The sequence below is a fragment of the Bifidobacterium tibiigranuli genome, from assembly GCF_009371885.1.
In the GTDB taxonomy this organism is placed as follows: domain Bacteria; phylum Actinomycetota; class Actinomycetes; order Actinomycetales; family Bifidobacteriaceae; genus Bifidobacterium; species Bifidobacterium tibiigranuli.
This window is the reverse complement of sequence record NZ_QLZA01000009.1, coordinates 85239-107852: the sequence shown is the minus strand read 5'-3', so window position 1 is coordinate 107852 and position 22614 is coordinate 85239. Positions and strand designations below refer to the sequence as shown.

The following is a 22614-nucleotide window of genomic DNA, read 5'->3' as shown; positions in this document are numbered from 1 at the left end:
TAAGAATAGAAGATACGAGGGGGCTCGCAAAGCAGATGCAGTACAAGCAGCAGATCGGTAGAATCCACATGATCGTTCTGTCAATGCCGGATAAGGGGACACCGTCCGCCCAACCTGACCGAGTCGCCTTGTCTGCCAGGCTTACCCAACTGCATAACCGCTGCCAAGGGGGCGCTCGGTGACACAGCATAAAACCACTGTCCAAGACATAGCCCGACACTGTCAGGTCAGCACGGCGACCGTGTCGCGCGCGCTGAACGACAGGCCGGGAGTGAGTCCGCAAATCAAATCACGGGTTCTCAAGTACGTCAAAAGCATCGGCTACGTGCCGAACAGCACCGCCCGGTCGATGCGCACAGGGATGTCATCCCTTGCCGTGCTAGTGATACAGATCCAGTCATCAGACCGGCAAGCAGTCATCCCGTCCCAGGCTTTCGAACTCGTATCGCGCCTTGGACTCGAACTGCGCGTGGTGCACATACCGTATGGCGAAGATTTCGTCGATGGGTTGCTCAAGGCGGAAGCAGACTGCCATCCTGCCATTTTCCTGCTGTTCGGCTTGTGCGATATCGGGGACAAGTCGCGGCTGAGCAAAGTCCAAGCGCCTATCATGTTCATCCTTTCCGATGATGCGCCCACCGAATACCCTCACGTAGCCAGCGACGACGAAGATGGGGCCTACGCGATCACAGAATCGCTGATTGCCGCCGGGCACCATTCGATCATGGTGCTCAGCGAGCTGAAAAGCAACGGCGAGCCGTACTATCAGCGCCGCATTACGGGATTCAGGAATGCGCTGGTCGCCCACCATATGGTCTTCGACTCGTCACAAGTGCAGGCGCTCCATGTGGATTACAACAATCATGCGGATTCCTTCATGGCGGCGTTCCGCGAGCAGATTCCCCCGCTGCTTGCCAAGCCTGATCGGCCTACAGCCATATTCATCCTCGACGATTACCTTACGGTTTTCGTGACGAAGATGCTGTCGGAGGCGGACATCCGCATTCCTGACGACATTTCCCTGGCCAGCTTCGGCGGCTGGGAAGTCACGAGCTTCCTGCCTGCGCCAATTCAATCCTGGGTGCCGCCGATTCCGTACATCCTCGAAACCTCGACCGCCGCAGGCCTCTCCACGCTGCAAGGCAAACCTTTTTCCGGCGAAATCAGCCTGCCGCCCTTGGACGCCTCAGATGGCCCGGGTGCCTCAGATGCCCCGAGCCCAAAGCAGGTCTCCGCCAGCGCCAAGCCAGCCGTCGCAAGGGCGATCTCGCCTACCTGCTTCATGGTACCGGGCTACCTCAGAATCGGCCAATCAGTGCGAAACCTGAACGCCTAGTAGCTGCGGACTGGCCTAAGGCGTGATACATGAATGGTGCGTCCAGATAATCCCAATTTCGGAGCGGCAAGGGAGTTTTCATGAGCGTGCATGAATCGGCGAGAATTCATTAGGTCGATTTCCGCAGTCAGGAACCGAATCGGGCGGGACTCCATTTGAACAGAATTTACGGAATGGCTTTATTCCAACGTTTTCAGGACGCCAATATTATGGCCTATTTAGCGAAGGGCCTAATAAACGAAAAAAGCGCCTAATAAACGCGCTGCTGTATGAGGTTGGAATCATGAATCTCGGCTCTTTGTATCGAAACTGAGCATATCAAATTCGGCATGTGATTCCTCATCCGCCTCGGAATCACGGAAATGGAACGGCATCCGCCAAGCATACGTGAGGCCCCCCGAACCTCAGCGGTTCGGGGGGCCTCGCGGCAATAGCAGGGGATGGACTTAGAAACCATCCCACCGGATTCGGCAACGTCCCCTGAAAGTCCTAGCGCCTGCCGAGAGTGTAGGGAACGTGTGGAAATGCCGTGTCCAGCACCTCCATCATAACCGATACTCTTCGAACACGTCGAGCGAAATCCCGCGGAAAGGACAAGCCCCGACCATCCGACAACCGTCGGATGCTACTGCCGCGTCACTCGTGGCGCGGCCATAACAGAAGGGCGCAGATCATGCGCAACTTAGAAGAGGAGCCGCACAGCGGCACGGCAATGCTGTGGCTCATGGCGGTCCTCGTGATCGTCCTGTCGACCAAAGTGGACGACGGTGCTTCGCACCGTCCTTCGCAGCCTTGGCGGCTGCTCACTTCGCCTACGGACAGCCCACCAGGCTGTCCGCTTAACGGCTCAGCAAAGCCGACATCGCGATACTGGCGATAGCCGGCTACACGATGCGAGCCCACAGCAAGGAGCGCAGCTAGCGACTCCACAGCCGTCCCGGTCGTCAAAGGCCGGGGCAGCACCACATAACCTACGAGAAGAGGGGGAAGGCGTTAGCCTTCCCCCTCTTTAGCCCAGGTCCTATTCAGGCGATTAGCCGTCTGAACAGGAGAGAGGACCGTATCTGCTAGTCAGCAACTCCGCATTCAGCGAGCGGACTGCTTCTTGCGCGAGATCGCGTAGGCAGCGCCACCGGCAGCCACCAGCGCGATGCCGCCCAGCGTCATCACGACGGTGCCCGCAGCACCAGTCAACGGCAGGTTCGGATGGTTCTGCTGCTCATCCTCGACCGTGATGTCATTCGCGCCCGCGGTCAGCGTCGTGCCCGGAGTAATCGTCACCTTCTGAGGAGCATCCTTCAGGATGTAGCCAGCCGGGGCCTTGGTCTCGTACAGGCAGTAATCCTTGTGGAAGTCGGCAGGGTTCGGATCCGTGTCGCTGTTGGCCACGAACAGGCCCAGCGGGCTGGTCGGAGTCGAGTTCCACTGCACGACGCCGTTGGCATCCGACGTACCGGTCGCGACCGCATCAGCGGCAGCCGGGGCCGTAGTCGGGCATTCGTTGGCGGTAGCGGGTAGCTCAGCAACCGCGAATTCGGCGTTGGCGAGCTTCTGGTCCGTGTTGCCCTTGACGACCTTGGTCACCTGAAGCTGGCCCCAGTAGGTGTACGGGGTCTGAGTGGGAGGAACGCTCTTGTGGTTGAACTCGGAGCCGTAGCCCGGCTCGCCAGGATTGCCGGTGCCCGGGCCGTTGGCGATGCCGCCGGTCACAGTGACCTTGAGAACCTTGGCCTTGAACACGACCGTGATCACGTCATCCTTATGAATCTTAGCAAGACCCGCAGGAGTCAGATCCCAGCTCACGTTGCCAGTGGCATCAGTAGTGAGCGCATAATCGTCCCCGGCGACGAGATCCGTGCCGTTGAGCTGCACCGAGACCTGCGAATCGAACGCCAGCTCATCAGTCCTGAGATTATCGAAAATACGCGCCTGAGTGTACGTCTCGCCCGTGTTCAGCGCGGGAACCGTCTGCTTGATCGTGTACTCGACCACGTCGCCGACCTTCACACCCAGCGCGGACTGATCCGCATCCGAGTTGATGGTCTTGCCCGGGCCAGCCAGCAGCTGGTTCTTCGGATACACGTTCACGTCGTAGATCCAGTGACCGTCCGTCGTGCCGTCCTGCGCGACATGAGGCAAAGGCAGCGTGACCAGGAAATCAGCAGTCTTGGAGACGATGCCGTTGTTGCCGGTGTCATCGCCCTCCTGGACCAAGTACAGGCCATGAGGCAAAGTCGCCTTCGCCACGCCGCCATTCGCGGTCGTGACCGTCGTGGCATTCGCAGTGTCCTGCGTATACGCGCTGCCCGTCTTCGTCACGTCCGACGCCTGCACGCCGCTGATCAGATCCCAGCCCTCGGGAGTATCCAGATTGATCGGCTGCGCCGTGCCATTGACGGTCTTCGCGCTCACCGGGGTGATCGTGAACTGCACGCCGTTAAGCGGCTTATGCGTCGTCTGATCGATACTGTTGTTCAACGCACCGTCATCAGGAGTCGAAGCCTCAAGGCCCGAATACTTGTTGATCGTCAGCGACGTCGACGTGCCTGCAACGATATTGCCCACGCCCGTGACCGGCACGGTCGTATCGGCGTTCGCCGTCAGCGCGGCGCCTGCCAGGCCGGCAAGACCCAGAGCCAACGCACCGGCGGCAGCCGCAACACGGCGCACCAGCGAGCTTTTCCCTACGTTACTCATTTGTGTTCCTTCCTTCTAGCACCCCTCTGCTGGCAGGTACTACATCTTTCTGACAGAATTGCCAAAATCTACTATTTAATTCTCTGTGAGACTCATGTTGATGCCGGGTTACCGGCACCCATGAAAAGTGACGTCTATCACACATGAACCGCCTTTCTGCGTCGCATAATCAACGCTATAGCCACAGAAAGGACAATCAAACCACCACCACCGATGATGAACGCATCCGTGCTCAGGCCGCCAGTCAACGGCAGTGTCGGAGGCGTCTGTTGCTCGTTCTCGATGGCATTTCCGCCATTGACAGTCGCCGTCGTACTACTCACGGAAATGGTGAACGTATAGGTCCTGTCCGAACGCACATACCCTGCCGGGGCCTTCGACTCCTGCAGCGAATACGTGCCCACATCCAGGCCCGTGACCTTCAGCGCGCCCGCAACCGAATCAGCGTCATGCACACCGTTGTCGACCACCGTGATTGGCGCGCCGGACGGATTGGTCGGCGTAATGGTCCACTCCGAACCCGCCAGCGCATGACCCGACTCATCCGTCTTGTTCCACGAGACGCTGCCCATCACATGCGTGGCCTTGTTCGTGACCGTGACGGTTTTCGTCGTGTCCACGGAGATCGTCACCGCCGATGAGATCGTCGGCGTACCCCACACATAACTGTTGGGAAGACCCATCGTCGAGCCGGACGCCGGAGAGGTCTCCGTCACCGCGCAGCTCAAGCCGGCAGGAAGCGCCGTCGGACTGGCCGAACCCTGGTCGGCCGTCAACGTCGCTGCACCCTGGCCGTTCACCGTCCACGAACCCGTCGCAGTCGCCAAGCTAGTGCCGGAGCATGTGTACTTGCCGCTGAACGGACCAGTCGCGCCCGAAGGCACCGAAGAGTCAAACACCTTGGTAATAGCCAGCGCACCCTTCTGCTGAGTGGCCTTGTTTGTGACCGTAATGTTCGAAGTATTCGGAGCAGTGATCGTTGCAGACCCTGAAATTTGAGGCGTACCCCAAACCCAGCTTGCAGGCAACCCTGAAGCCGAGCCTGCCGAGGGTTGCGTCTCGACCGCAGAACAACTCGACCCATTAGGTATGGCCGTAGGCAGTGCGCCCGAAGCCTGCGTGAGCGTCGCAGCACCAGTGCCGGTTCTCGACCATGTGCCAGTAGCGTTCTGTATGCCGTTAAAAGCACATGAATAGGTGCCACTGAACATCGTGTTCGCAGTTTGCGCCCCAGCACCAGTCGGCACCGAAGCATCAAACGCCTTCGTAATCGACAACGCACCAGTCTTAGGTATCGGGGTATTGGTGAAGGTACAGGTGACAGCTGCACCCGTCGGGTCGACAGTAGTAGGTATCTTCACGCTGCCGCTCGTGCCCGTACCGCTCACATTCACCGCATAGGGCGACGGCGCCGTGCATTGCCATGTCGTATTGTAGGCGCTTAGAGCCGAGACAGAGCCGGATGCCATTGATTCAGCGAAGGTATACGTCGAGTTGGACACCACCGGTGTCGGCCCAATCTGATTGGCCTGGATCCCGGTGCCACTGCCCGTCGTCGTGGTTGGTTGGATAGCCGTATTCGCGTTCGTAACCGAAAGTGTGAATTGGTCGCTGACATCGGCTCGACCCGCGACATTCTTCTGGATGGTCAGGGTTGCTGGAGATGAGCAGCTTGCGAGATCAGAATTCGAACTCGTAATGTCTTTCGCGATACCGTTCTGAACCCAATTCGAGGCATTGAAGTTCAGGATCTGCGCCGAGCTACTCACCCACACCGAACCGTCACCATCGAAGGAGATGCCATTAAAGCCTGAAGTCGAGGAAATAGTTTTGCTGGTGGCTTTCGAAGCAACAATTGTCCCACCAGGGTTATTCAGAGCCTGGTTCAATTGAGCGGCGGTCACCACGAAGATGTTCATGCTTGCTTGAGTAATAGGGCCGTTGCCGCCCCATCCTGATGACCCATTCGTCGGGTATCCATATGCATTTAATGCCTCACTGCCCAGCACATACAAGTTGCCAGCCTTATCAAAGGCAATATCACCGTTCAGTGAATCATTAATACCTGTAGCGAATGAACCGACATAAACAATTGAAGGAGTCCCAGGGGTCCATTTATAAATATACGCTTTGCCGCTGCTGTCAAAGCCACTGAGCATGTAGTCGCCGGTCGACAGGTCTACGGCACCAGTAACGAAATGGACTCTCTTTTGACCGCCAGGAGCAGACGTGACCCCGGTATTGATAAATGGCAGGCCGCTCGTCGTCCAAGTACCAGTGCTCGGGACGTAACTGATAATCTGCGCGTCATAACTGGTGGAGGAGTAACTACTGCTGTAGTACGCGTAAACGGCGGTACCACCAGCAGCGATTCCCAAGCCATTCGGCCCTGCTCCGCTGGGAAGCCCGGTCCAGCCCGTGCCAATCAGTGACGGGTTCGCGCTGTTAACCGACGGAGTGTATTGAACCAGCTGGCCTGACGTTTCGTTTCCCGATGTTATCTGACTGACACCATACACAACGCCCGTCCCGCAAGTCAATGATGTACCTGCCGCCCGCGCGCTTGGCGCATGAGCCGCAGCAACATCACCATTCAGGAAATAGCGCAGGCGCTCAAGGTGAGCACCGCAACGGTTTCGAGAGCGCTCAACGACAAGCCGGGCGTGGGCAAAGGGCTCAAATCAAAGGTCGTGCGCTATGCGAAAGACCGCGGCTATGTGCCGAACCGCAATGCCGTGTCGATACGTGTCGGCAATTCCTCAATCGCCCTGTTCATCATCCGAACGCAGGGGATAGCGGGGACAAGCATCCTGTCTGCAGACGCCTTCGAGATGACCAACCGCCTAGGCCTCGAACCGCATGTGGTCAGGATTCCCTATGGAGAGGACTTCGCCGAGGGGCTTCACCGCGCCGAAATCGCCTATAATTCCGGCAATCTTCATCTTCTACGGCCCTTGCGAGATCGCCGACAGCTCGCAACTCGAAGCCTTGAAGGCACCCATACTCTTCATTCTCTCCGACGACGCCCCGGCCGGGTATCCGCAGATTGTGAGCGACGACCGCCACGGGGCCAGAGCCATCACGGAATCGCTGATCGGCGCCGGGCACGAATCGATTATGGTGCTCACGGAGCGCAAACCGGACGGAAGCGCCTACTACCACGACCGCATCGAGGGGTTCAAGGACGCGTTGGCGGCGCATGGCCTAGGCTTCGATACGTCTGCACTGATGGCGCTGCCTATCGACTACGGCGACTACATCGACTCGGCCATGACAACTATCAGAGCGCACGCCATCCCCGCGCTCACCAGCTCGCGCCACCGGCCTTCGGCCATACTCGCATTGAGCGACTACCTCGCGTTCGCCTTGGCCAAAGTGCTTGCAGACGAGGGCATCCGAGTGCCTAGCGACGTCTCTCTGGCCAGCTTCGGCGGGTGGAGCATCACCGCGCTCATGCCCGTCTCGATTCAATCCTGGGTGCAGCCCGCGCCCGACATTATCCAGACCGCCGCCCAGGCGACCTCGTATCTGCTTGGCGGCAGGGCCTTCGCCGGCACGATTCCTTTGACCGATTCGTGGCGGTACGCGGTTGTAGATGAGGCGGGAGGTGTAGGAGCGAGGGGTGCGGGAGATGCAGCGGATTCGGCTGACGAAACCGAAGGAACCGGCCGAACTGGGGAAACCAGTGAAACCGGGCAGGTTTCGCGTCCGGCTGAGGCACGAGCCATCTCGTCCACCTGCTTCATGGTTCCCGGCTATCTCAGGCTCGGGCAGTCCGTCCGACGCTTCAACGGCCCAACCCGCATAGACCTGCGCCGCACTAATCAGCCAATGGCCGCGGCGCCCTCGACATCCTTGGCATCATCCGCACCTTTGACAGCCACATTGCTCCCTTATCCCGCATCGCCCTTGACGCGGTGATACACAGACACTGACGCCGCTCACGGGCAGCGGCGGATTCGTTCCAGTAGGGCATAAGACACCGAGCAAAGAGAAACCCGGCGGAGGGAAGCCGCCGGGTTCAGAGAAGAGAGAAGAAGGGTTCAATTATGGGGTTTGTTCGGAACCTCACCGGCGACCATCCCGCCGACAACTCTTATATAACCCGACGTTTCTTAGAGGAATGATGGGCGAGTCTCAAAGAATCCTGTGAAACGTGTAACGAACATGTATCGTGCGCTTAGCCCGAGCCTACTGGAACACAAAGGCCGCGCCCCCGAGGCATAATGCCCCTTTCGTGACGCAAACCCGCTCCGCACAGTCACAAAAGGGGCAGTGTCCGCTGTCAAATGCCCCTTTCGTGACTGTTAGCTCAGCTCAGCGTCACGAAAGGGGCATAACACCACATGGTGCGAGCCAGCGGCCGCTACTCACCAGCGGCAGCACCCGCGCCGCCATCCTCAAGCCGCGCCTTGGCAGCCTCGAAGCGGGCCTTCTTGGCGGCCTCGCGCTCGGCCAGCTCGGCGTCGAAGCGCGCCAGCTCCTCGTCGACGGCCTCCTTGGGGATCTTGGCGAAGATGGGGGCCGGCTTGGGCACCGGCGTGCCCGCCACCAGCGGCTCGCTGACCCATGGATGTACGGTTTCGCCCATCACGTAGTCGCCGGTGATGATCGGGTAGTTGAAGCCCGGCTTGTCGAGATCCTCGACCTCCTCGATGCGCGGCAGCGGCGAGAACGTGCCCTCGCCGCCCAGCGCCTCCCAGACCTTTTGCGCGGAATGCGGCAGGAAGGGCGCGAGCAGATGGTTCGCGTCGGATACGGCCTGCGCGGCCACATGCAGCACGGTCGCCAGGCGCTTCTCGTCGTTCTTGATCTTCCACGGCTCGGTGGATGAGATGTACTTGTTGGTGTCGCCGACCACGCGCATCGCCTCGGACAGCGCGTTCTTCTGGCGATGGCGCTCGATCATACCGCCGACGATGTCGAAGGCGTCGGCGGTCTCCTGCAGGAGCGCCCGATCCTCCTCGGTCATCGAGTCCTCGTCCAGCTCGGGTATCGCGGCGAAGTTCTTGTTGATGAGGTTGGTGACGCGGTTGACGAGGTTGCCCCAGCTGGCGGCCAGCTCCTCGTTGTTGTGCCGGACGAATTCGGACCAAGTGAAGTCGGAGTCGGAGCTTTCCGGGCCGGCCACCGAAATGTAGTAGCGCACGGCGTCAACCGGGTAGCGGGCGAGAATGTCCTTGACGTAGATGACGATACCGCGCGAGGAGCTGAACTTCTTGCCCTCCATCGTCATGAACTCGGAGGCCACAACCTGCTCGGGCAGATTGAGCGGGCCAAGTTCGCCGACCTCGCCATCCTTCGAACCCTGCCCGTTGTAGGCGAGCATCTCGGAGGGCCAGATCTGCGAGTGGAAGGTGATGTTGTCCTTGCCCATGAAGTAGTAGGCCGGCGTCGAGGAATCGTTCCACCAGGCGCGCCATGCCTGCGGGTCGCCCTGCCGCCGCGCCCATTCGATGGAGGCCGACAAGTAGCCGATCACCGCGTCGAACCAGACGTAGAGCTTCTTGTTCGGGTTATCGATCCAACCCTCGACCGGAATGGGGATGCCCCAGTCGATGTCGCGCGTGATGGCGCGCGGGCGCACCTCTTTGAACAGGCCGAGCGAGAAGTTGATGACGTTCGTGCGCCAACCTTCGCGCGTCTTGAGCCAGGCGAGATTCGCCTCGGCGAGCGCGGGCAGGTCGAGGAAGAAGTGCTCGGTCTCCTCGAAGCGCGGCGTTTCGCCGTTGATCTTCGAAACCGGGTTGATCAGCTCGTCGGGGTCAAGTTCGTTGCCACAATTGTCGCACTGGTCGCCGCGCGCGCCGTCCGCACCGCAGATCGGGCAAGTGCCTTCGATGTAGCGGTCGGGCAGCGTACGGCCGGTCGACGGGGAGATCGCGACCTTCTGCGTGCCCTTGTAGATGTAGCCGTTGCTCAGGCACTGCTTGAACATCTCCTGCACGACGTGCTCGTGGTTGCCGGTCGTGGTGCGGGTGAATAGGTCGTAGCTCAGCCCCAAGTCGCACAGATCCTTGGCGATGACGCGGTTGTAGCGGTCGGCAAGCTGCTGCGCGCTGACGCCTTCGTTCTCGGCCTCGACCAGAATCGGGGTGCCGTGCTCGTCGGTGCCCGACACCATCAGCACGTCGTTGCCCTTCATGCGCTCATAGCGCGCGTAAACGTCCGAAGGCACGCCGAAGCCAGCGACGTGGCCGATATGACGGGGGCCGTTGGCATACGGCCAGGCGACATTCACCATAATATGACTCATAATGCACGATTATCTGGCCCAGCGGGGACAGCCGTGCCTTTCCCTTGGTTGTCCCAGACTTATATACGGACTTATGCACATCGGAAGGGTGCCTTTGGGGAGTTATCCACATATTCACATTATTGCGGCTCGGGCGCATGGGCCGCATGTGGCGCTGTTACCGTCGCCTCATGATATACGCAACGATTTCACCCGCGAAGACAGTACGCACAGCCCTGTCCTCTTCTGCCTTGTCCCCTGCCGCACTGCCCTCTGTCGCAGCCCTGTCAACGGCAGCGGCATCCGTGTCGCGCGCGCCGACTTACGCGCCGCCAAACATGCCTTCCCATATGCCATCCCATGCGCCGCCTACGGTTTTGAAAGCTCGGGATCTCCCCGGACCGATGATTCTGCATCGTCTCGCGTTCGTCGGGGCCGTGCGCAAGCTCGACAACGCCAGCGCCTACCGGACCGAAGACGCCAACACGCTCTACGGTCGCGGCGCCATCATCCACTCGGTCGCGCCCTACGGCACGGTCTGCTGCGCTGTGACCGCCGCATGGGTGTGGCTGGGCGGCGAGTTCCCCAAAACCATCGACATCGTTTCGACGTCGCATTTCCGTACGCTGACCTATGGTCGCAAAATCCGCGTGTTCAACCGCAATGCACCGCAGGGGCATCTCACCTCGATAGGCGATCTGCACATCACCACGCCGCAGCGCACCGCATGCGATATCGCACTGCTCAGCGAGGAGGAGGCGGGCGAGATCTACGCCAACGAGACAGTCTGCGCGCTTATGGAAACGTATGGATTCCGCCCCACGGACTGCCTGGATATTCTGGCGGCCAACCGCTTCTGGCAGAACTCGCCCCGCGCGAAGCAGTTCTTCCGCATCATCGAGCATTGCTTCTGAACGTGGCCTTGGGCAACGAAAGCGCATCAATGATTCATGGAAGAACGCGAAGCCGACGACGCTTGCATTCGCTATTGGGTAGCGCTGGCGCAGCAGCCATAACCGCAACCCATCGGCTCGGGCGGCTTGGACGGCTCGGAAGCGATGCGGCTCACAGCACTGGAGCTGGGGGCGGCGGCGCAGTCAGCCCTACTGCCGCATGCCGCCACGTTCCTCCGCCTCCGCCGCTTGCCTTGACGCCGTTACTCGCATGCGAAACGGCAGACGCGGAGATTCTATGGCATATCGCGCGCGAAGCCCCCGAATTGCGCCGCTGGCTCGTAGCCAACCCCCACGCCGACGCGCTGCTGCTCGAATACGTGGCGCAATCCGGTGGCCCAGGAGTCAACGAAGCCTTCGAGGTGTTCTTCGAATCGACGGAACACAAGGAGTAGCGCTCAACCGATTGAACGGCCCCGTCTATTTACTCACTATCCCGCAGCGCCAGCACGGCCGCGTAGACCTCTTTGCGGCTCGCCAGCGAGCCGTCCGGCAGCGGGTGCTCGGCGACGACCTTGGCGATGGCGTCCTTGACGCGAATGCCTTGGGATTGCGAGCGTTCAGCGGCCAGAGCAGCCAAAGTATCGATGCTGAGCACGTCGGGAGACTCCTGCGCGGCCGTCTCATCGTCTGCTCCGCCAATGACGAGCACGATTTCCCCGCGTGGCAGGTTGCCGATGACACCCTGATGAATCTCTGCGATGCTGCCACGACGAATTTCCTCGTAGTCCTTGGTGAGCTCACGGCACAGCGCCATCGGCCGATCAGGGCCGAAGGCAACCAGCAGATCGTCCATCGTTTCAACGATGCGATGCAGGGTTTCGTAGAACACGATGGTGCGCCGCTCGGCACGCAGCATATGCAGGCGCTGCATGCGTTCGGCGTGCTTGCGCGGCACGAAGCCCTCATAGCAGAAGCGGTCCGTGGGCAGGCCGGACAAGGCGAGCGCATCGAGCACCGCGCTCGGACCGGGCGCGCAGGTCACCGGAATGCCGCGCTCGATGGCGCGTCGGACGATAGCTAGCCCAGGGTCATTGATGGTCGGCATGCCGGCGTCGGACACCACCAGCACGCTCGCGCCTTCGGCCACCTGATCGAGCAGCCCGTCTGCCTTGTTGCGCTCGTTGTGGTCGTGATAGGCGATGACTTTGCCGCCCACATGCACGCCCAGGCGGTTGGCCAGATTGTACAACCGCCTCGTGTCCTCCGCCGCGACGATGTCAGCGTGTTCCAGCAGCGCGACCAGCCGTGCGGAAGCATCGGCCGTATTGCCAATCGGCGTCGCGGCAAGGATGACGGTGCCGGAGGGAATCGACACGGCTTTTTCTGGGCGCTGCCCGACTTGTGGCTGTGGGCTGTTCGCCTGCACTGGCATACCCGCCACCGGTGCCGCCGCCTGAGCAGATTGCATATCTTCCGTTTCCATGCTTTCCAGTATCGCGCACCACGCCCACAAAGTGCATCCACAACGCGCATTCACAACATGCGCCCATCGCCTATGCATCACGCTACAACCGGGATAATGTGGTAGACAGAACGAGTTGAGCTGCGTGAGCCGAGAAAGGGGAACCATGTCATTATTCACCCGCGCCAATGGCATAGCCAGCCGGGCATCATCGGCCGCCGACCCGTCTGCGGACTACCAGAGCAAGGCCCAGACGCAGCCGAATCAAAGTCTTGCGAATTTTAAAGGGCGTTCCGATTCCGCTTCGTCGCGTTTCCATATAGCCGTCACTGACAAGTCCCGCTCCGTACCGTCCACATCCGTACCCACGTCCACACCGCCCACACCCACGCCCACGCCTAACCGGCTTATCACCTGGCTGCTCACGCTGCTCGTGGCGGCATTCGGCGGTCTGCTGCGCTTTGTGCGACTCGGAGACCCGCGCGAAATCGTGTTCGACGAGACCTACTACGTCAAGGACGCGTGGACAGCACTATTGACCGGCGAGCCACGCGACTGGCCGAAAACCACGGTTATCGACGGCATCAAGCAGCCCATCGACACGGCGTTCGCCGCCGGGCATGTGGGCGGCTGGCTGGATACGGCCGAATACGTCGTCCACCCGCCAGTAGGCAAATGGTTGATTGCATTGGGTCTCAAGCTCTTCGGCGGGGCGACGAACATCTTTGCCTGGCGCGTCAGCGTCGCCGTGGCCGGCACCGTGGCAATTATTCTGATGATTCGCGTAGCGCTGCGGCTTTTCCGCAACGTGCCGATCGCCCTGATTGCCGGGCTGCTGCTGTCGCTTGACGGTGTCGGCATCGTCATGAGCCGCACCGGGCTGCTCGACAACTTCATCATGGTGTTCGCGCTCGGTGCTTTCAGTCTGCTGCTCATCCATCGCGACTGGGCGCGCGAGAAACTGCACAAGCAATATGTGCTCGACTCGCGCTCCCGTTCCACCACATGGATTCCCAACACTTCGCGGCACGGCAAGCCCTTCGTACTCAACGCGCGCGGACCGTTCATCGCGCTGTCGTGGTGGAGGGTGGGTGCCGCGATTTTGCTCGGCTTGGCAACCGGCGTGAAATGGTCCGGCATCTACCTGTTCGCCGCATTCGCCGTCATCAGCGTGGCCTGGGATGCGTGGGAGCGTCATCAGGTCGGATACCGCGGCTGGCTGGGCACCGGACTGGTCAAAGACGCCCTGCCAAGCGCCGCATACATGGTGCCGCTGTGGGCGGGGACGTACCTGGCCGGCTGGCTCGGCTGGTTCATCCACCGCGATTCGTACATGCGCGACTGGGCCGCCGCCAATCCCGGTGAAGGCGTCACCTGGCTGCCGAGCGTGCTGCAATCCTTCGTGCAATACCATGCGCAGATGTGGCAGTTCCACACCACGCTGGACGCGCCGCACCCGTATAAGGCCAACCCGCTGACCTGGCCCCTGCAGATTCGCCCGACGAGCTTCTACTGGACCAAGCTGCACGGCCACCCGGGCCTATGCTCGCTGTCGCCGGATTCGCAATGCGTTTCAGCCGTGACCTCGCTAGGCAATTCGCTGATCTGGTGGCTGGGATCGCTCTGCGTCATCGTCGGCATCGTCGTTGCCGTGAGGCGGCGCGGCGACTGGAAGATATGGGCCGTTCTCGTCGGCTTCCTCGGCGGCTGGCTGCCTTGGGCGCAGTACCTGCACCGCACCACCTTCACCTTCTATTCCATCGTCATCCTGCCCTGGATCGTGCTCGCGATCTGCTACGTGGCCGACTGGTACCGGCAGCGCGTCTCGGTGCGCGTCTGGCGGCTCACCGTAGGCATCGTGCTGGGGCTAATCGCGCTGGTATCGCTGTTCTTCTACCCAATCTGGACCGCGATGCCCGTGCCCTACGAGTTCTGGCTGAGTCATATGTGGCTTCGGTCGTGGATCTAGCTTTAATTACTTCGGCCCCTTAGCGGGGCCTCAGCCTCGCCTACGGACAGTTCACAGGGTTTTCGCGCAACGGCTCGGCGCTGTGGTGTAAGGTGGACACGCATTGAGACCGCATACGACAGGATTTTCATGGGCTTCGTTCATTTCCTCATCGAGCTGCTGAAGGACCCCCGCACCATCATCGCGGGCTGGATCACGATGGGTGTGGCACCGACGCTGGGCTTCATCTTCCTCATCGTGTTCATCGAGACCGGCGTGGTCTTCTTCCCATTCCTGCCGGGCGATTCGCTACTCTTCGCAGCCGGATTCTTCGCGGCACCCGACGCGGCCACCGGCAAACCCGGTGCGCTGCCGATCGTGGCGCTGTTGCCAGTTGTATGGATCGCGCCAATCGTCGGTGACCAGTGCAACTACTTCATCGGCCACTTCTTCGGCAGGCGCATTATCGCATCAGGCAAAGTCAAGGCGCTCACACCCGAGCGGATGGACAAAACCGAAGCCATGATCGAAAAATGGGGGCCGCTCGCAGTCTTCATCGGTCGTTTCTTCCCCTTCATCAGAACGTTCATGCCTTTCATCTCGGGCATCTCGGGCATGCGCTGGGCGCGATTCACGCCGTTCTCGATGCTCGGCGGACTGACCTGGGCCACACTGTTCACCCTGCTCGGCTACTTCTTCGGCGGCATCAAAGCCGTGCAGGACCACTTCGAGCTGGTCATCGTCGCCATCCTGCTCATCTCCATCCTCCCCACCGTCATCGGCCTGCTCAAAGCCAAGTTCGGCACAAAGAAGCAGTCCGCGCGGCATGGCAAATAGTGGCAAATAGCCGACTCGGCCAATAGGGTCAGCACCATTCGAAGCCGCCACCTGTATGACCGCCTCTCAGCGTACGTTTTCCGTCACCTTCCCCAACCTCGTATTGGAAAACGTACACTGAGTAGGAGTTATCGTACGTTTTCCAATACGGACCCGATGAACGTTACGGAAAACGTACGCTACGGTGCGAGTGGCAGTGCGGGTCTGACTAGGGTCAGCACCAGTGCCAGCGTCGGCACCGGCCCCGCACCTGGCCCCCGCGTCAAACTCCTTCTCACCACGCCCTTTGAGTGATGCGCGGAATCCCCGCATCCTGCAGCTTGCGCACGAGATCTAAACCTTGCACAACCTCTGAATAGTTCACTCGGATGATCGTGGTCACCCCCGCGCGTCTCAGCGCGTCTTCGCGACGACGCTCTTCGAATACAACCCTTTCAACACCTCGCCCACGGGTCATTTGCGGGTCGGCGTACTTCGCGGCCCCGTCGAACTCAAGAACGATTACACGGCCATCAGCCAGTCGCCATAGAAAATCGACCCTATAACAGCCTCCGCCATATGGGTCAACGAGCGTCTCCTGCAATAGCGGCATCGCAAAACCATATTCGATGATGATGGCACGGCACAGCGATTCGCCGCCATTCTCGCTCAGCGCGTTGGCATAATGCAAAAGTCGCAGCACGCTGCCGACATCGATATGCATGGCATCGCATATCTCCAATATCTCCAGCTTCGTCGTCATTCTTTTTCGCAACGCAGAGTCGAATATGGGCAGCACATAGATAAATGGATATGCTATCGCGCAAGTGACAAGGGTCTGCGCCGGAGTCGTCACACTCAATCCTGCGTACGCGCGGACTTTCAGATCATGCACATGAAAATACTGCAATCGTGACTCACGCCGCGTCGGCCCGGACGTCGCTATGTGCACAAGTCCATACCTGTCATCGTGCAAGGCCCACGGATGATCGAATCCCAAGGCAGCAGCGGCGCTCAGTCCAGCGAACACCCATCGCGGATGCAATTGCGATAGGCCCACGACGAGATGACAGGTGCGCTCTTCCGGATTCAGTCCTTCCCAATATCCGCTTCGCGCATACATGTTGGGATATGGGCTGGCTAGCTCGTTCGAAAGCACACGTCTGTGCAGCGCCCTGCGCTGAGCATCACTGCTGCCATAGCAGCAACGCCTCTCGGCTTCGGCCTGCGATATCAAGGCATTGACTTCCTTGTGAATCTTCATGTTTTCACGCTAAAGGCGCGAGCACATGCCAGGCAAGCGGAAACGACCTATGTGGTCGAAGGCCTGATGGTTCGGCGTGTCGCGTTGTGGGACATGGGTTTGCTGCCGGTGCATACTATGTGGCGGCGCTGAGAATCTGCCCGAACAACGAATCCTGAGGTCTGCAGTCTGCGTTCTGAGGCCTGAGAGCTTGGTGTTGGGGCTGCGGCAGATGCAGGCTTCCTCACCGTACGTTTTCCGTCACCTTCCCCAACCTCGTATTGGAAAACGTACACTGAGTCGGAGTTATCGTACGTTTTCCAATACGGACCTGCCGAACGTGCTAGAAAACGTACGCTGACACGCAAAAGCAGGCCGCGAACACGCCGTTACCGGTTTTGCTGGTCCGAGTTACGCCAATACGTAATGCTGCTCCAGGGCTCAGCAACATGGTGACACCATGAATTGCGCTTGGGCAGAGGTTGTACTACAGTATCGAGAGTTGCCCGCGAGGGCAATGGGGCTGTAGCTCAGTTGGTAGAGCGCTTCGTTCGCATCGAAGAGGTCGTGGTTTCGATTACCATCAGCTCCACGAACACAAGCCGTCCGGATTCGCTCCGGGCGGCTTTTTCGTTGGTATTCCGCCCTTGTTGGGCCATTCCGCCGCGGTTTTCCCCTCTGGTCGTACTGGCATTTTACGGCACGACATGCCATGATTGTGCACAGTTGATGTGGTAACAGGTGTGGTAAAAACCACCCCCGCATCTCTCGTCTGGAGGCACGGTGGCACGGAGATTCGGCGCGGTCAGGACCAAACGATCACGCAACCGCACGTGGCTCGAGGCAAGCTATCTCACACCGGTATGGGCGTTCGCGAAATGGCCCGGTCTCAAGGACCGACAGTACGCCAATTTCGAGAGCGACGAGGAATACGCGGCGAGGTCCTGGCTGCATGACGCGAAACTCCGGATCGAGGCGGGGGTCTGGGAGCCCGAGGTCGAGGTCAGACGCGACGAGATACGCGGGACGTTGACGTTCGGCGAATACTTCGAGCAGTGGATGGCATCCAGACGCACCAAGGACGGCGCACCTTTGGAACCAGGCACCGCATATCGGCTGCGCAAGGACTGCGAGAACCACGTGCTCCCGCATTTCAGCGGCATGCGGCTGTCCGAGATCACCAGCCACGACGTGGAACGGTGGTGGGATTCGCTTGACCACTCGCAGGCGGGCATGTGCATCAACAGCCTCAAGGTCCTCAAGGCGGTCCTCAGGACGGCCAGCAGTCCCGGCAGCAACGGCGAAAGCCCGCTCATTACAGCCAACCCGTGCCACATCAAAACGCCGAAGCCGGAGCGGGAAAGCCAGACGGTCCCCGCCACCGTCAAGGAAGTGGAAACCATCCACAACGCCATGCCGGACGGGTACCAGGAGGCGATCTACATCGCCGTATTCTGCAACGGCCCGAGAATCGGCGAGGTCTGCGCGTTCCAACGCAAGAACGTCGACCTCGACCACCTGACCCTGCACATACGCGCTAGCAGAAAAACTATCGGCACCAAGCTCGTCGGCAAAACCAAAACCACCAACGGCATGCGCGACGAGACGATACCGCCACAACTCAAACCCATGTTCGAACGGCTCCTCAAACGAACCAGCCCCAACCCGGACGCCTGGCTGTTCCCAGGGCCACGAGACCGCACGAAACCAATCCACCCCAACGTGCTCCGAGGCTGGTACAACAAAGCCGCGCGACAAGCCAACCGGCCGGACCTCAGGTTCCACGACCTCCGCCACACCGCACTCACACTCCTCGCACAGCAAGGAGCCACCGTCCGCGAGCTCATGGACGCCGCCGGCCACGCCGACCCCACCATGGCCATGCGATACCAACACACCGTCCAATCACGATCACAAGACCTCGCACGACGCATCGGCAACCTCATACCAACCACCGACACCGTGGAAACACTGCGCTCGCGGATATGGGAGAACCATCTGGAAATCGAACGGCTACACGAAACGAACGAGGCGCTCGGCCTGAAGATCTCGGCACTTCTGGAATCCAAACATTAATCGGTACTCCGACGAGCCCTCCACGCTATCTATGGGTTCCAAGAGTAAGATTCAACTTGAGCAACAGGAGATTGAACATGGACGAAACCGTTACGGAAACTAAAGAGCACCGCCTCGGCGACCTGTCCGTGCGTTATTACGGTCCGGCACTCGAAATCAACCATTCGCTGAATGCCAGAGTTCTCGCACCGGCACTGCTCGACTTGGCAGACGCCATAGAAGCGGCGAAATCAGAGGTATCACCCGATTCGGAAATCGAACTTCGCGTTGAGGCCACCGAGGTCGGATCCTTTGATCTGATGATGTTCCTGCAGGCGGTCGGCCAATTCTCCACCACGGCCCCAGGCCAAGGTCTTGCATATCTGACAGCCATTGGCGGCGTGGGATTCCTCACCATCCTGATCGGAGCCTTCAAATTCGTCTCGAACAGATTCAAACAAGGCGAAGGCACCATCGAGAAGAAGGAACCCGCCGAAGACGACGGAACCACCTTCACCGACGAGAAAGTGACCGTGAAATACCCAGACGGCCAAACCGTCACCTACTTCAGGACATCGATAAGAATCGCCAACAATAGGAGATTCGTCAATAGCACCGGCAAGGCGCTCGCGGGTCCATCGGGCCAAGACGGCGTCGATGGTGCCGAGCTCGCCGGTGCCGGCGAACTCATCAATGTCGATCAGAGGACCGCCCGGACGATGGCCGACTGGACTCCGGAGGAGAACATCGTCAGGCAGACCGACACGGAACTCACCGTCCAACCCCTGGACGCGCACTTCGAACCCGGCAAGAAATGGCATGTGACGGTCGGCGGCGAGACCAAATACACCGTGGACATCGAAGATGAGGAGTTCCTGCAGTCGATTGAGAATGGGAAGCGAATCGGCAAGAAGGACATCTTCGTCGTCATGCTCCATACCGTTTCATCGATCGGCAAGGACGGCAAGCTAAAGTCACGGCATACAATAACCAAGGTAAGGAAGCACATACCAGTCGAGGAGACCGAGCAGGGAGAGTTCGAATTCCACGAATGAAATCCCCTCCTGCACCTGCCGTTCCCCAGGAGACGTAACGTCGAGACACGCACACTTGACCATTAACCCACATATCGGTAGTGTTGTCATTACAACGTAGACACGCTCTGGTGCGCTGGAGCGTTTCGGGGTGAGTACGGATTTATTCGTACTCACCTTATTTTTATGTATTGCGCGGGGGTGCAAAAGTGAAGCAACGTGCCACATTGGATGGGCAAATCGCCGCGCTCCACAGACGAGGCGTGACTTTCAATTACATGACGGAGGGAAAGGCAAGGGTCTTTCTCTCCAAGAACTCATATTTTTTTAAGATCAAATCCTATGATCACAACTACGAGAAAATCGATTCCGAAACCGGATACAAATACAAAGACCTGGATTTCGGGGATCTCGTCGAGCTCTCCCTCATCGACTTCGCGCTCAGCAGGCTGGTCTGGTCCCTGTGCTCAAACATCGAACACTCCATAAAGCTACGATTCAACAACCTACTGATGGATGACCACGACCCCGACATCGGAGAGAAATGCGTACGCAGATGTTGGGCGGGCGAACAGCCAGAACTGCACGACAACCCATATACGAACGAACTCAGAGATAGTTGCCATGGCAATTACGCACCTTGGCAACTATGGGAGCTTCTCGGCTTCTACGACCAGATCAAGCTCTACAACACCTACTTCGACCTGAAAAACCAAAAACCTCCGATGAAGAGCCTGCTGTTCATCGTACGGAAAATGCGAAATGCCGTATCACACGGCAATTGCCTCCTCACCGACATGAACCGTTTAGCGCCCACAAAGCACGAGGAACACAGGGCGGACGCCGAGGTCACTAACGCCGCAATGCGTATGTGCGACAAACGCCCACGCGCTCGCGGGCAACGTGCCAACGCGTTCCAACAGTCCTTGAACAAACTGGTCGTGAATAATTACGCTGCGGTTCTTGTGTGCCATCTCAATATCGTGGATGGTGCCCATATCCTGAGTCACGCATGCGACGAAGTACAGCATTTCATAGATCGTCTTAATCTCAGACGAGACGAATACTTCGGGGACAAGAATGCGCGCGATCCAAGAAATCATCTAGTGGATTCAACACTAAGCGCGCTTGAAACCCTGTCGAAGGGGTATCTGAGGAAGGCCCGACAGAAGGTAAGAGCCCTCCAGTCGAACGATCCATACGGTACCCGCAGTGAGACACCGGCCAGGCTTCAGAAGAGACTTTTCAGGAGACACGAGCAGATAAACCAGCTGAGAATGCAATGTGCAGAGCTGCAGACGAAAGAGGCCCTCCTGCGCGCTCCGGAATCTCTGGTTACCCGTGACTACACCTCGATCGACATTGAGACCACCGGCTTTTCGGAGGACAATGATTGCATCATCGAACTCGGTGCGGTCAAAATGCGCGGCGGTGAGGAGGCGGGAAGCTTCAGCCAACTCGTAAACCCACACCGCGTACTGGATCACGAAATAATTCGATTAACGGGGATCGCCGACGAGGATCTCCAGAGCGCACGAGATATTGAAACGGTATTGCCCGAGTTTCTGGAATTCATCGGAGACGATATTCTTGTGGGGCATAATATCATCGCCTTCGACTATGAGTTCATCAAGGCAAATTCGATTCGTCTCAGAATCATTCCACCGGACAACAAGATGATAGACACTTTGTCACTCAGCAAGGTTCTCTCGCCAGAGGAGACGAATCATCGTCTGGTGGATCTTATACAGCGATTCGGTATTGCGCAAAAAGAGGAACATAGGGCCGAGTCTGATGCCGCGCAAACGGCTCAATGCTACGAAATCCTGAGGGATGGAATCATGAGATCTGATATGAGAGAGATGAATTCCTAATGGTACCTATCTATATTTGGAGCAGGCCAAACACCTCACTAAAACAGGGGAAAGAGTAGCGGCTGAAGATCAGGTGGTGGGCAGTTGTGCATAGGTCGACTGCCTATAATCATTGAACGCCTCAGCCGTCCAGTAGTGTTCTTTTCTGACGCGTGTACTCACCAAACGTCAGTTTCCCTGATGCATAACGCTGATTCAGCTCCACCAACATGTCGATTCGGCCGATCAGCGTGTAGTGTTTACCGGGAGACGATTGAGTCTGAGGATTCTCGTCTCCTGCCCCGCCTATCCCCCAACTTTGGCGGGGCTTTTCTTCGGCGCTTCGATATTCACGCGCTGAACATCACAGTTTCCAACGCAGACGGCCGTCAGCCGCGACTCTGCATGTGAGGATGTTGCTGCTGCGGTCGGATTGCGCCTGGGCTCCTTCGGATGAGCAGAACGCGCCGCCATGGGCGGTCCCCTGGCTCTGCGTTTGGGGTTGCGCCTGTTGGCTCTGCGTCTGAGCTTGTTGTTGTGCCTGCCAGGCCGCCGCATCCGCATCCGCTTTGGCCTTGGCCGCCGCGTCCGCAGCAGCCTGGGCGGCGGCCGTGTCATTCTGCTTCTTCCTGTCGACGCTGGCGTTGACCCCGTCCATGGCGGATTGCAACGGTTGGATGGCCTGGGTGTACGCTTCCGGATCCATTGATTCCAGAGAGGTGTCCGCATTGATGGCATCGCTCAATGCGACGCGGGTCTGCGGGTCGGCCACGTTGTCGTTCGAGGAATCCAGCAAGGCGCGGGCCTGGGATACTTTGTCGTTCAGCGTGGATTTCGCCGTGTCGAGTTTTTCGGCGGCTTCCTTCCGAGCCTTCTCCTCGGCCTCGCGGGTCTTCCTCGCCTCGGCGGCCTTGGAGGCCGCGACCGAAGCGGATGCCGAGGCGGAGGCTTCGTTCTGCACAGATGATGGTGAGCATGCCGAGACGCTGATGGTCAGTAGGGCGGCTACGAGTATGGCGGCGGTCTTCTTCATTGTCTA

General features: G+C 59.2%; 16 protein-coding genes, 1 tRNA gene and 1 pseudogene. 12 read left to right on the top strand and 6 right to left on the bottom strand.

Annotated features, from left to right (window positions below; genetic code table 11):
* Positions 1-178 precede the first annotated feature (178 nt).
* Positions 179-1336: a LacI family DNA-binding transcriptional regulator gene (locus DDF78_RS08940; RefSeq protein ID WP_152580216.1), complete on the top strand. Its 1158-nt coding sequence runs from the start codon at positions 179-181 to the stop codon at positions 1334-1336.
* Between the two features lie 673 nt (positions 1337-2009).
* Positions 2010-2216, top strand: coding sequence for a hypothetical protein (locus DDF78_RS08935; protein WP_152580215.1), 207 nt, complete (start codon positions 2010-2012; stop codon positions 2214-2216).
* Between the two features lie 206 nt (positions 2217-2422).
* On the opposite strand, the gene DDF78_RS08930 is transcribed toward DDF78_RS08935, so the two are convergent.
* Positions 2423-4033, bottom strand: a complete 1611-nt coding sequence (locus DDF78_RS08930) for a SpaH/EbpB family LPXTG-anchored major pilin (RefSeq protein ID WP_152580214.1) — start codon at positions 4031-4033, stop codon at positions 2423-2425.
* 137 nt (positions 4034-4170) lie between these two features.
* The gene (locus tag DDF78_RS08925; protein ID WP_152580213.1) at positions 4171-6411 is read right to left on the bottom strand and encodes a DUF5979 domain-containing protein; all 2241 of its coding nucleotides are present in this window, start codon (positions 6409-6411) and stop codon (positions 4171-4173) included.
* Between the two features lie 192 nt (positions 6412-6603).
* On the opposite strand from DDF78_RS08925, the pseudogene DDF78_RS12315 reads away from it, so the two are divergent.
* Positions 6604-6747, top strand: a pseudogene (locus DDF78_RS12315) (LacI family DNA-binding transcriptional regulator); the annotation flags it as partial.
* A gap of 163 nt (positions 6748-6910) precedes the next feature.
* Positions 6911-7954 (top strand): substrate-binding domain-containing protein, encoded by a 1044-nt coding sequence (locus tag DDF78_RS08915; protein WP_237564620.1) that lies wholly within the window; start codon positions 6911-6913, stop codon positions 7952-7954.
* Positions 7955-8399: 445 nt separating this feature from the next.
* Here the strand turns inward: DDF78_RS08915 and metG are convergent, their stop codons facing one another.
* Positions 8400-10289, bottom strand: a complete 1890-nt coding sequence (metG, locus tag DDF78_RS08910) for a methionine--tRNA ligase (protein ID WP_152580211.1) — start codon at positions 10287-10289, stop codon at positions 8400-8402.
* 383 nt (positions 10290-10672) lie between these two features.
* Here metG and DDF78_RS08905 point away from each other — a divergent pair, with 383 nt between their 5' ends.
* A complete protein-coding gene (locus tag DDF78_RS08905) occupies positions 10673-11182 on the top strand; it encodes a hypothetical protein (protein WP_152580210.1) in 510 nt (169 codons plus the stop codon).
* 74 nt (positions 11183-11256) lie between these two features.
* Entirely contained in the window at positions 11257-11616 is a 360-nt protein-coding gene (locus tag DDF78_RS12135; RefSeq protein WP_237564619.1) for a variant leucine-rich repeat-containing protein, read from the top strand.
* Between the two features lie 29 nt (positions 11617-11645).
* Here the strand turns inward: DDF78_RS12135 and rsmI are convergent, their stop codons facing one another.
* Positions 11646-12596, bottom strand: a complete 951-nt coding sequence (gene rsmI / locus DDF78_RS08895) for a 16S rRNA (cytidine(1402)-2'-O)-methyltransferase (RefSeq protein ID WP_237564626.1) — start codon at positions 12594-12596, stop codon at positions 11646-11648.
* 196 nt (positions 12597-12792) lie between these two features.
* Here rsmI and DDF78_RS08890 point away from each other — a divergent pair, with 196 nt between their 5' ends.
* Together DDF78_RS08890 and DDF78_RS08885 are read left to right on the top strand one after the other, a co-directional pair.
* Positions 12793-14595, top strand: coding sequence for a dolichyl-phosphate-mannose--protein mannosyltransferase (locus DDF78_RS08890; RefSeq protein ID WP_152580207.1), 1803 nt, complete (start codon positions 12793-12795; stop codon positions 14593-14595).
* A 129-nt stretch (positions 14596-14724) separates the two neighbouring features.
* Positions 14725-15411, top strand: a complete 687-nt coding sequence (locus tag DDF78_RS08885; RefSeq protein ID WP_152580206.1) for a DedA family protein — start codon at positions 14725-14727, stop codon at positions 15409-15411.
* Between the two features lie 274 nt (positions 15412-15685).
* On the opposite strand, the gene DDF78_RS08880 is transcribed toward DDF78_RS08885, so the two are convergent.
* Positions 15686-16654 (bottom strand): putative endonuclease domain-containing protein, encoded by a 969-nt coding sequence (locus DDF78_RS08880; protein WP_152580205.1) that lies wholly within the window; start codon positions 16652-16654, stop codon positions 15686-15688.
* Positions 16655-17152: 498 nt separating this feature from the next.
* On the opposite strand from DDF78_RS08880, the gene DDF78_RS08875 reads away from it, so the two are divergent.
* The 4 genes from DDF78_RS08875 to DDF78_RS08860 all read left to right on the top strand — a co-directional run bounded on the left by DDF78_RS08875 (position 17153) and on the right by DDF78_RS08860 (position 21596).
* Positions 17153-17225, top strand: a tRNA-Ala gene (locus DDF78_RS08875).
* Positions 17226-17416: 191 nt separating this feature from the next.
* The gene (locus tag DDF78_RS08870) at positions 17417-18709 is read left to right on the top strand and encodes a tyrosine-type recombinase/integrase (RefSeq protein ID WP_152580204.1); all 1293 of its coding nucleotides are present in this window, start codon (positions 17417-17419) and stop codon (positions 18707-18709) included.
* A gap of 77 nt (positions 18710-18786) precedes the next feature.
* Positions 18787-19743, top strand: coding sequence for an LAPAL motif-containing putative phage structural protein (locus DDF78_RS08865; protein WP_152580203.1), 957 nt, complete (start codon positions 18787-18789; stop codon positions 19741-19743).
* A gap of 257 nt (positions 19744-20000) precedes the next feature.
* Positions 20001-21596, top strand: a complete 1596-nt coding sequence (locus DDF78_RS08860; protein WP_152580202.1) for an exonuclease domain-containing protein — start codon at positions 20001-20003, stop codon at positions 21594-21596.
* A 343-nt stretch (positions 21597-21939) separates the two neighbouring features.
* Here DDF78_RS08860 and DDF78_RS08855 read toward each other — a convergent pair whose 3' ends face one another.
* The gene (locus DDF78_RS08855; protein ID WP_152580201.1) at positions 21940-22608 is read right to left on the bottom strand and encodes a hypothetical protein; all 669 of its coding nucleotides are present in this window, start codon (positions 22606-22608) and stop codon (positions 21940-21942) included.
* Positions 22609-22614: the final 6 nt, after the last annotated feature.

What these genes read in the sequence shown, in the direction of transcription:
- DDF78_RS08935 (WP_152580215.1), top strand. Translation starts at nt 2,010, where the DNA reads ATGCGCAACTTAGAAGAGGAGCCGCACAGCGGCACGGCAATGCTGTGG.
- DDF78_RS08930 (WP_152580214.1), bottom strand. Translation starts at nt 4,033, where the DNA reads ATGAGTAACGTAGGGAAAAGCTCGCTGGTGCGCCGTGTTGCGGCTGCC.
- DDF78_RS08915 (WP_237564620.1), top strand. Translation starts at nt 6,911, where the DNA reads ATGGAGAGGACTTCGCCGAGGGGCTTCACCGCGCCGAAATCGCCTATA.
- metG (WP_152580211.1), bottom strand. Translation starts at nt 10,289, where the DNA reads ATGAGTCATATTATGGTGAATGTCGCCTGGCCGTATGCCAACGGCCCC.
- DDF78_RS08905 (WP_152580210.1), top strand. Translation starts at nt 10,673, where the DNA reads ATGATTCTGCATCGTCTCGCGTTCGTCGGGGCCGTGCGCAAGCTCGAC.
- rsmI (WP_237564626.1), bottom strand. Translation starts at nt 12,596, where the DNA reads ATGCCAGTGCAGGCGAACAGCCCACAGCCACAAGTCGGGCAGCGCCCA.
- DDF78_RS08890 (WP_152580207.1), top strand. Translation starts at nt 12,793, where the DNA reads ATGTCATTATTCACCCGCGCCAATGGCATAGCCAGCCGGGCATCATCG.
- DDF78_RS08885 (WP_152580206.1), top strand. Translation starts at nt 14,725, where the DNA reads ATGGGCTTCGTTCATTTCCTCATCGAGCTGCTGAAGGACCCCCGCACC.
- DDF78_RS08880 (WP_152580205.1), bottom strand. Translation starts at nt 16,654, where the DNA reads ATGAAGATTCACAAGGAAGTCAATGCCTTGATATCGCAGGCCGAAGCC.
- DDF78_RS08865 (WP_152580203.1), top strand. Translation starts at nt 18,787, where the DNA reads ATGGACGAAACCGTTACGGAAACTAAAGAGCACCGCCTCGGCGACCTG.
- DDF78_RS08860 (WP_152580202.1), top strand. Translation starts at nt 20,001, where the DNA reads ATGACGGAGGGAAAGGCAAGGGTCTTTCTCTCCAAGAACTCATATTTT.
- DDF78_RS08855 (WP_152580201.1), bottom strand. Translation starts at nt 22,608, where the DNA reads ATGAAGAAGACCGCCGCCATACTCGTAGCCGCCCTACTGACCATCAGC.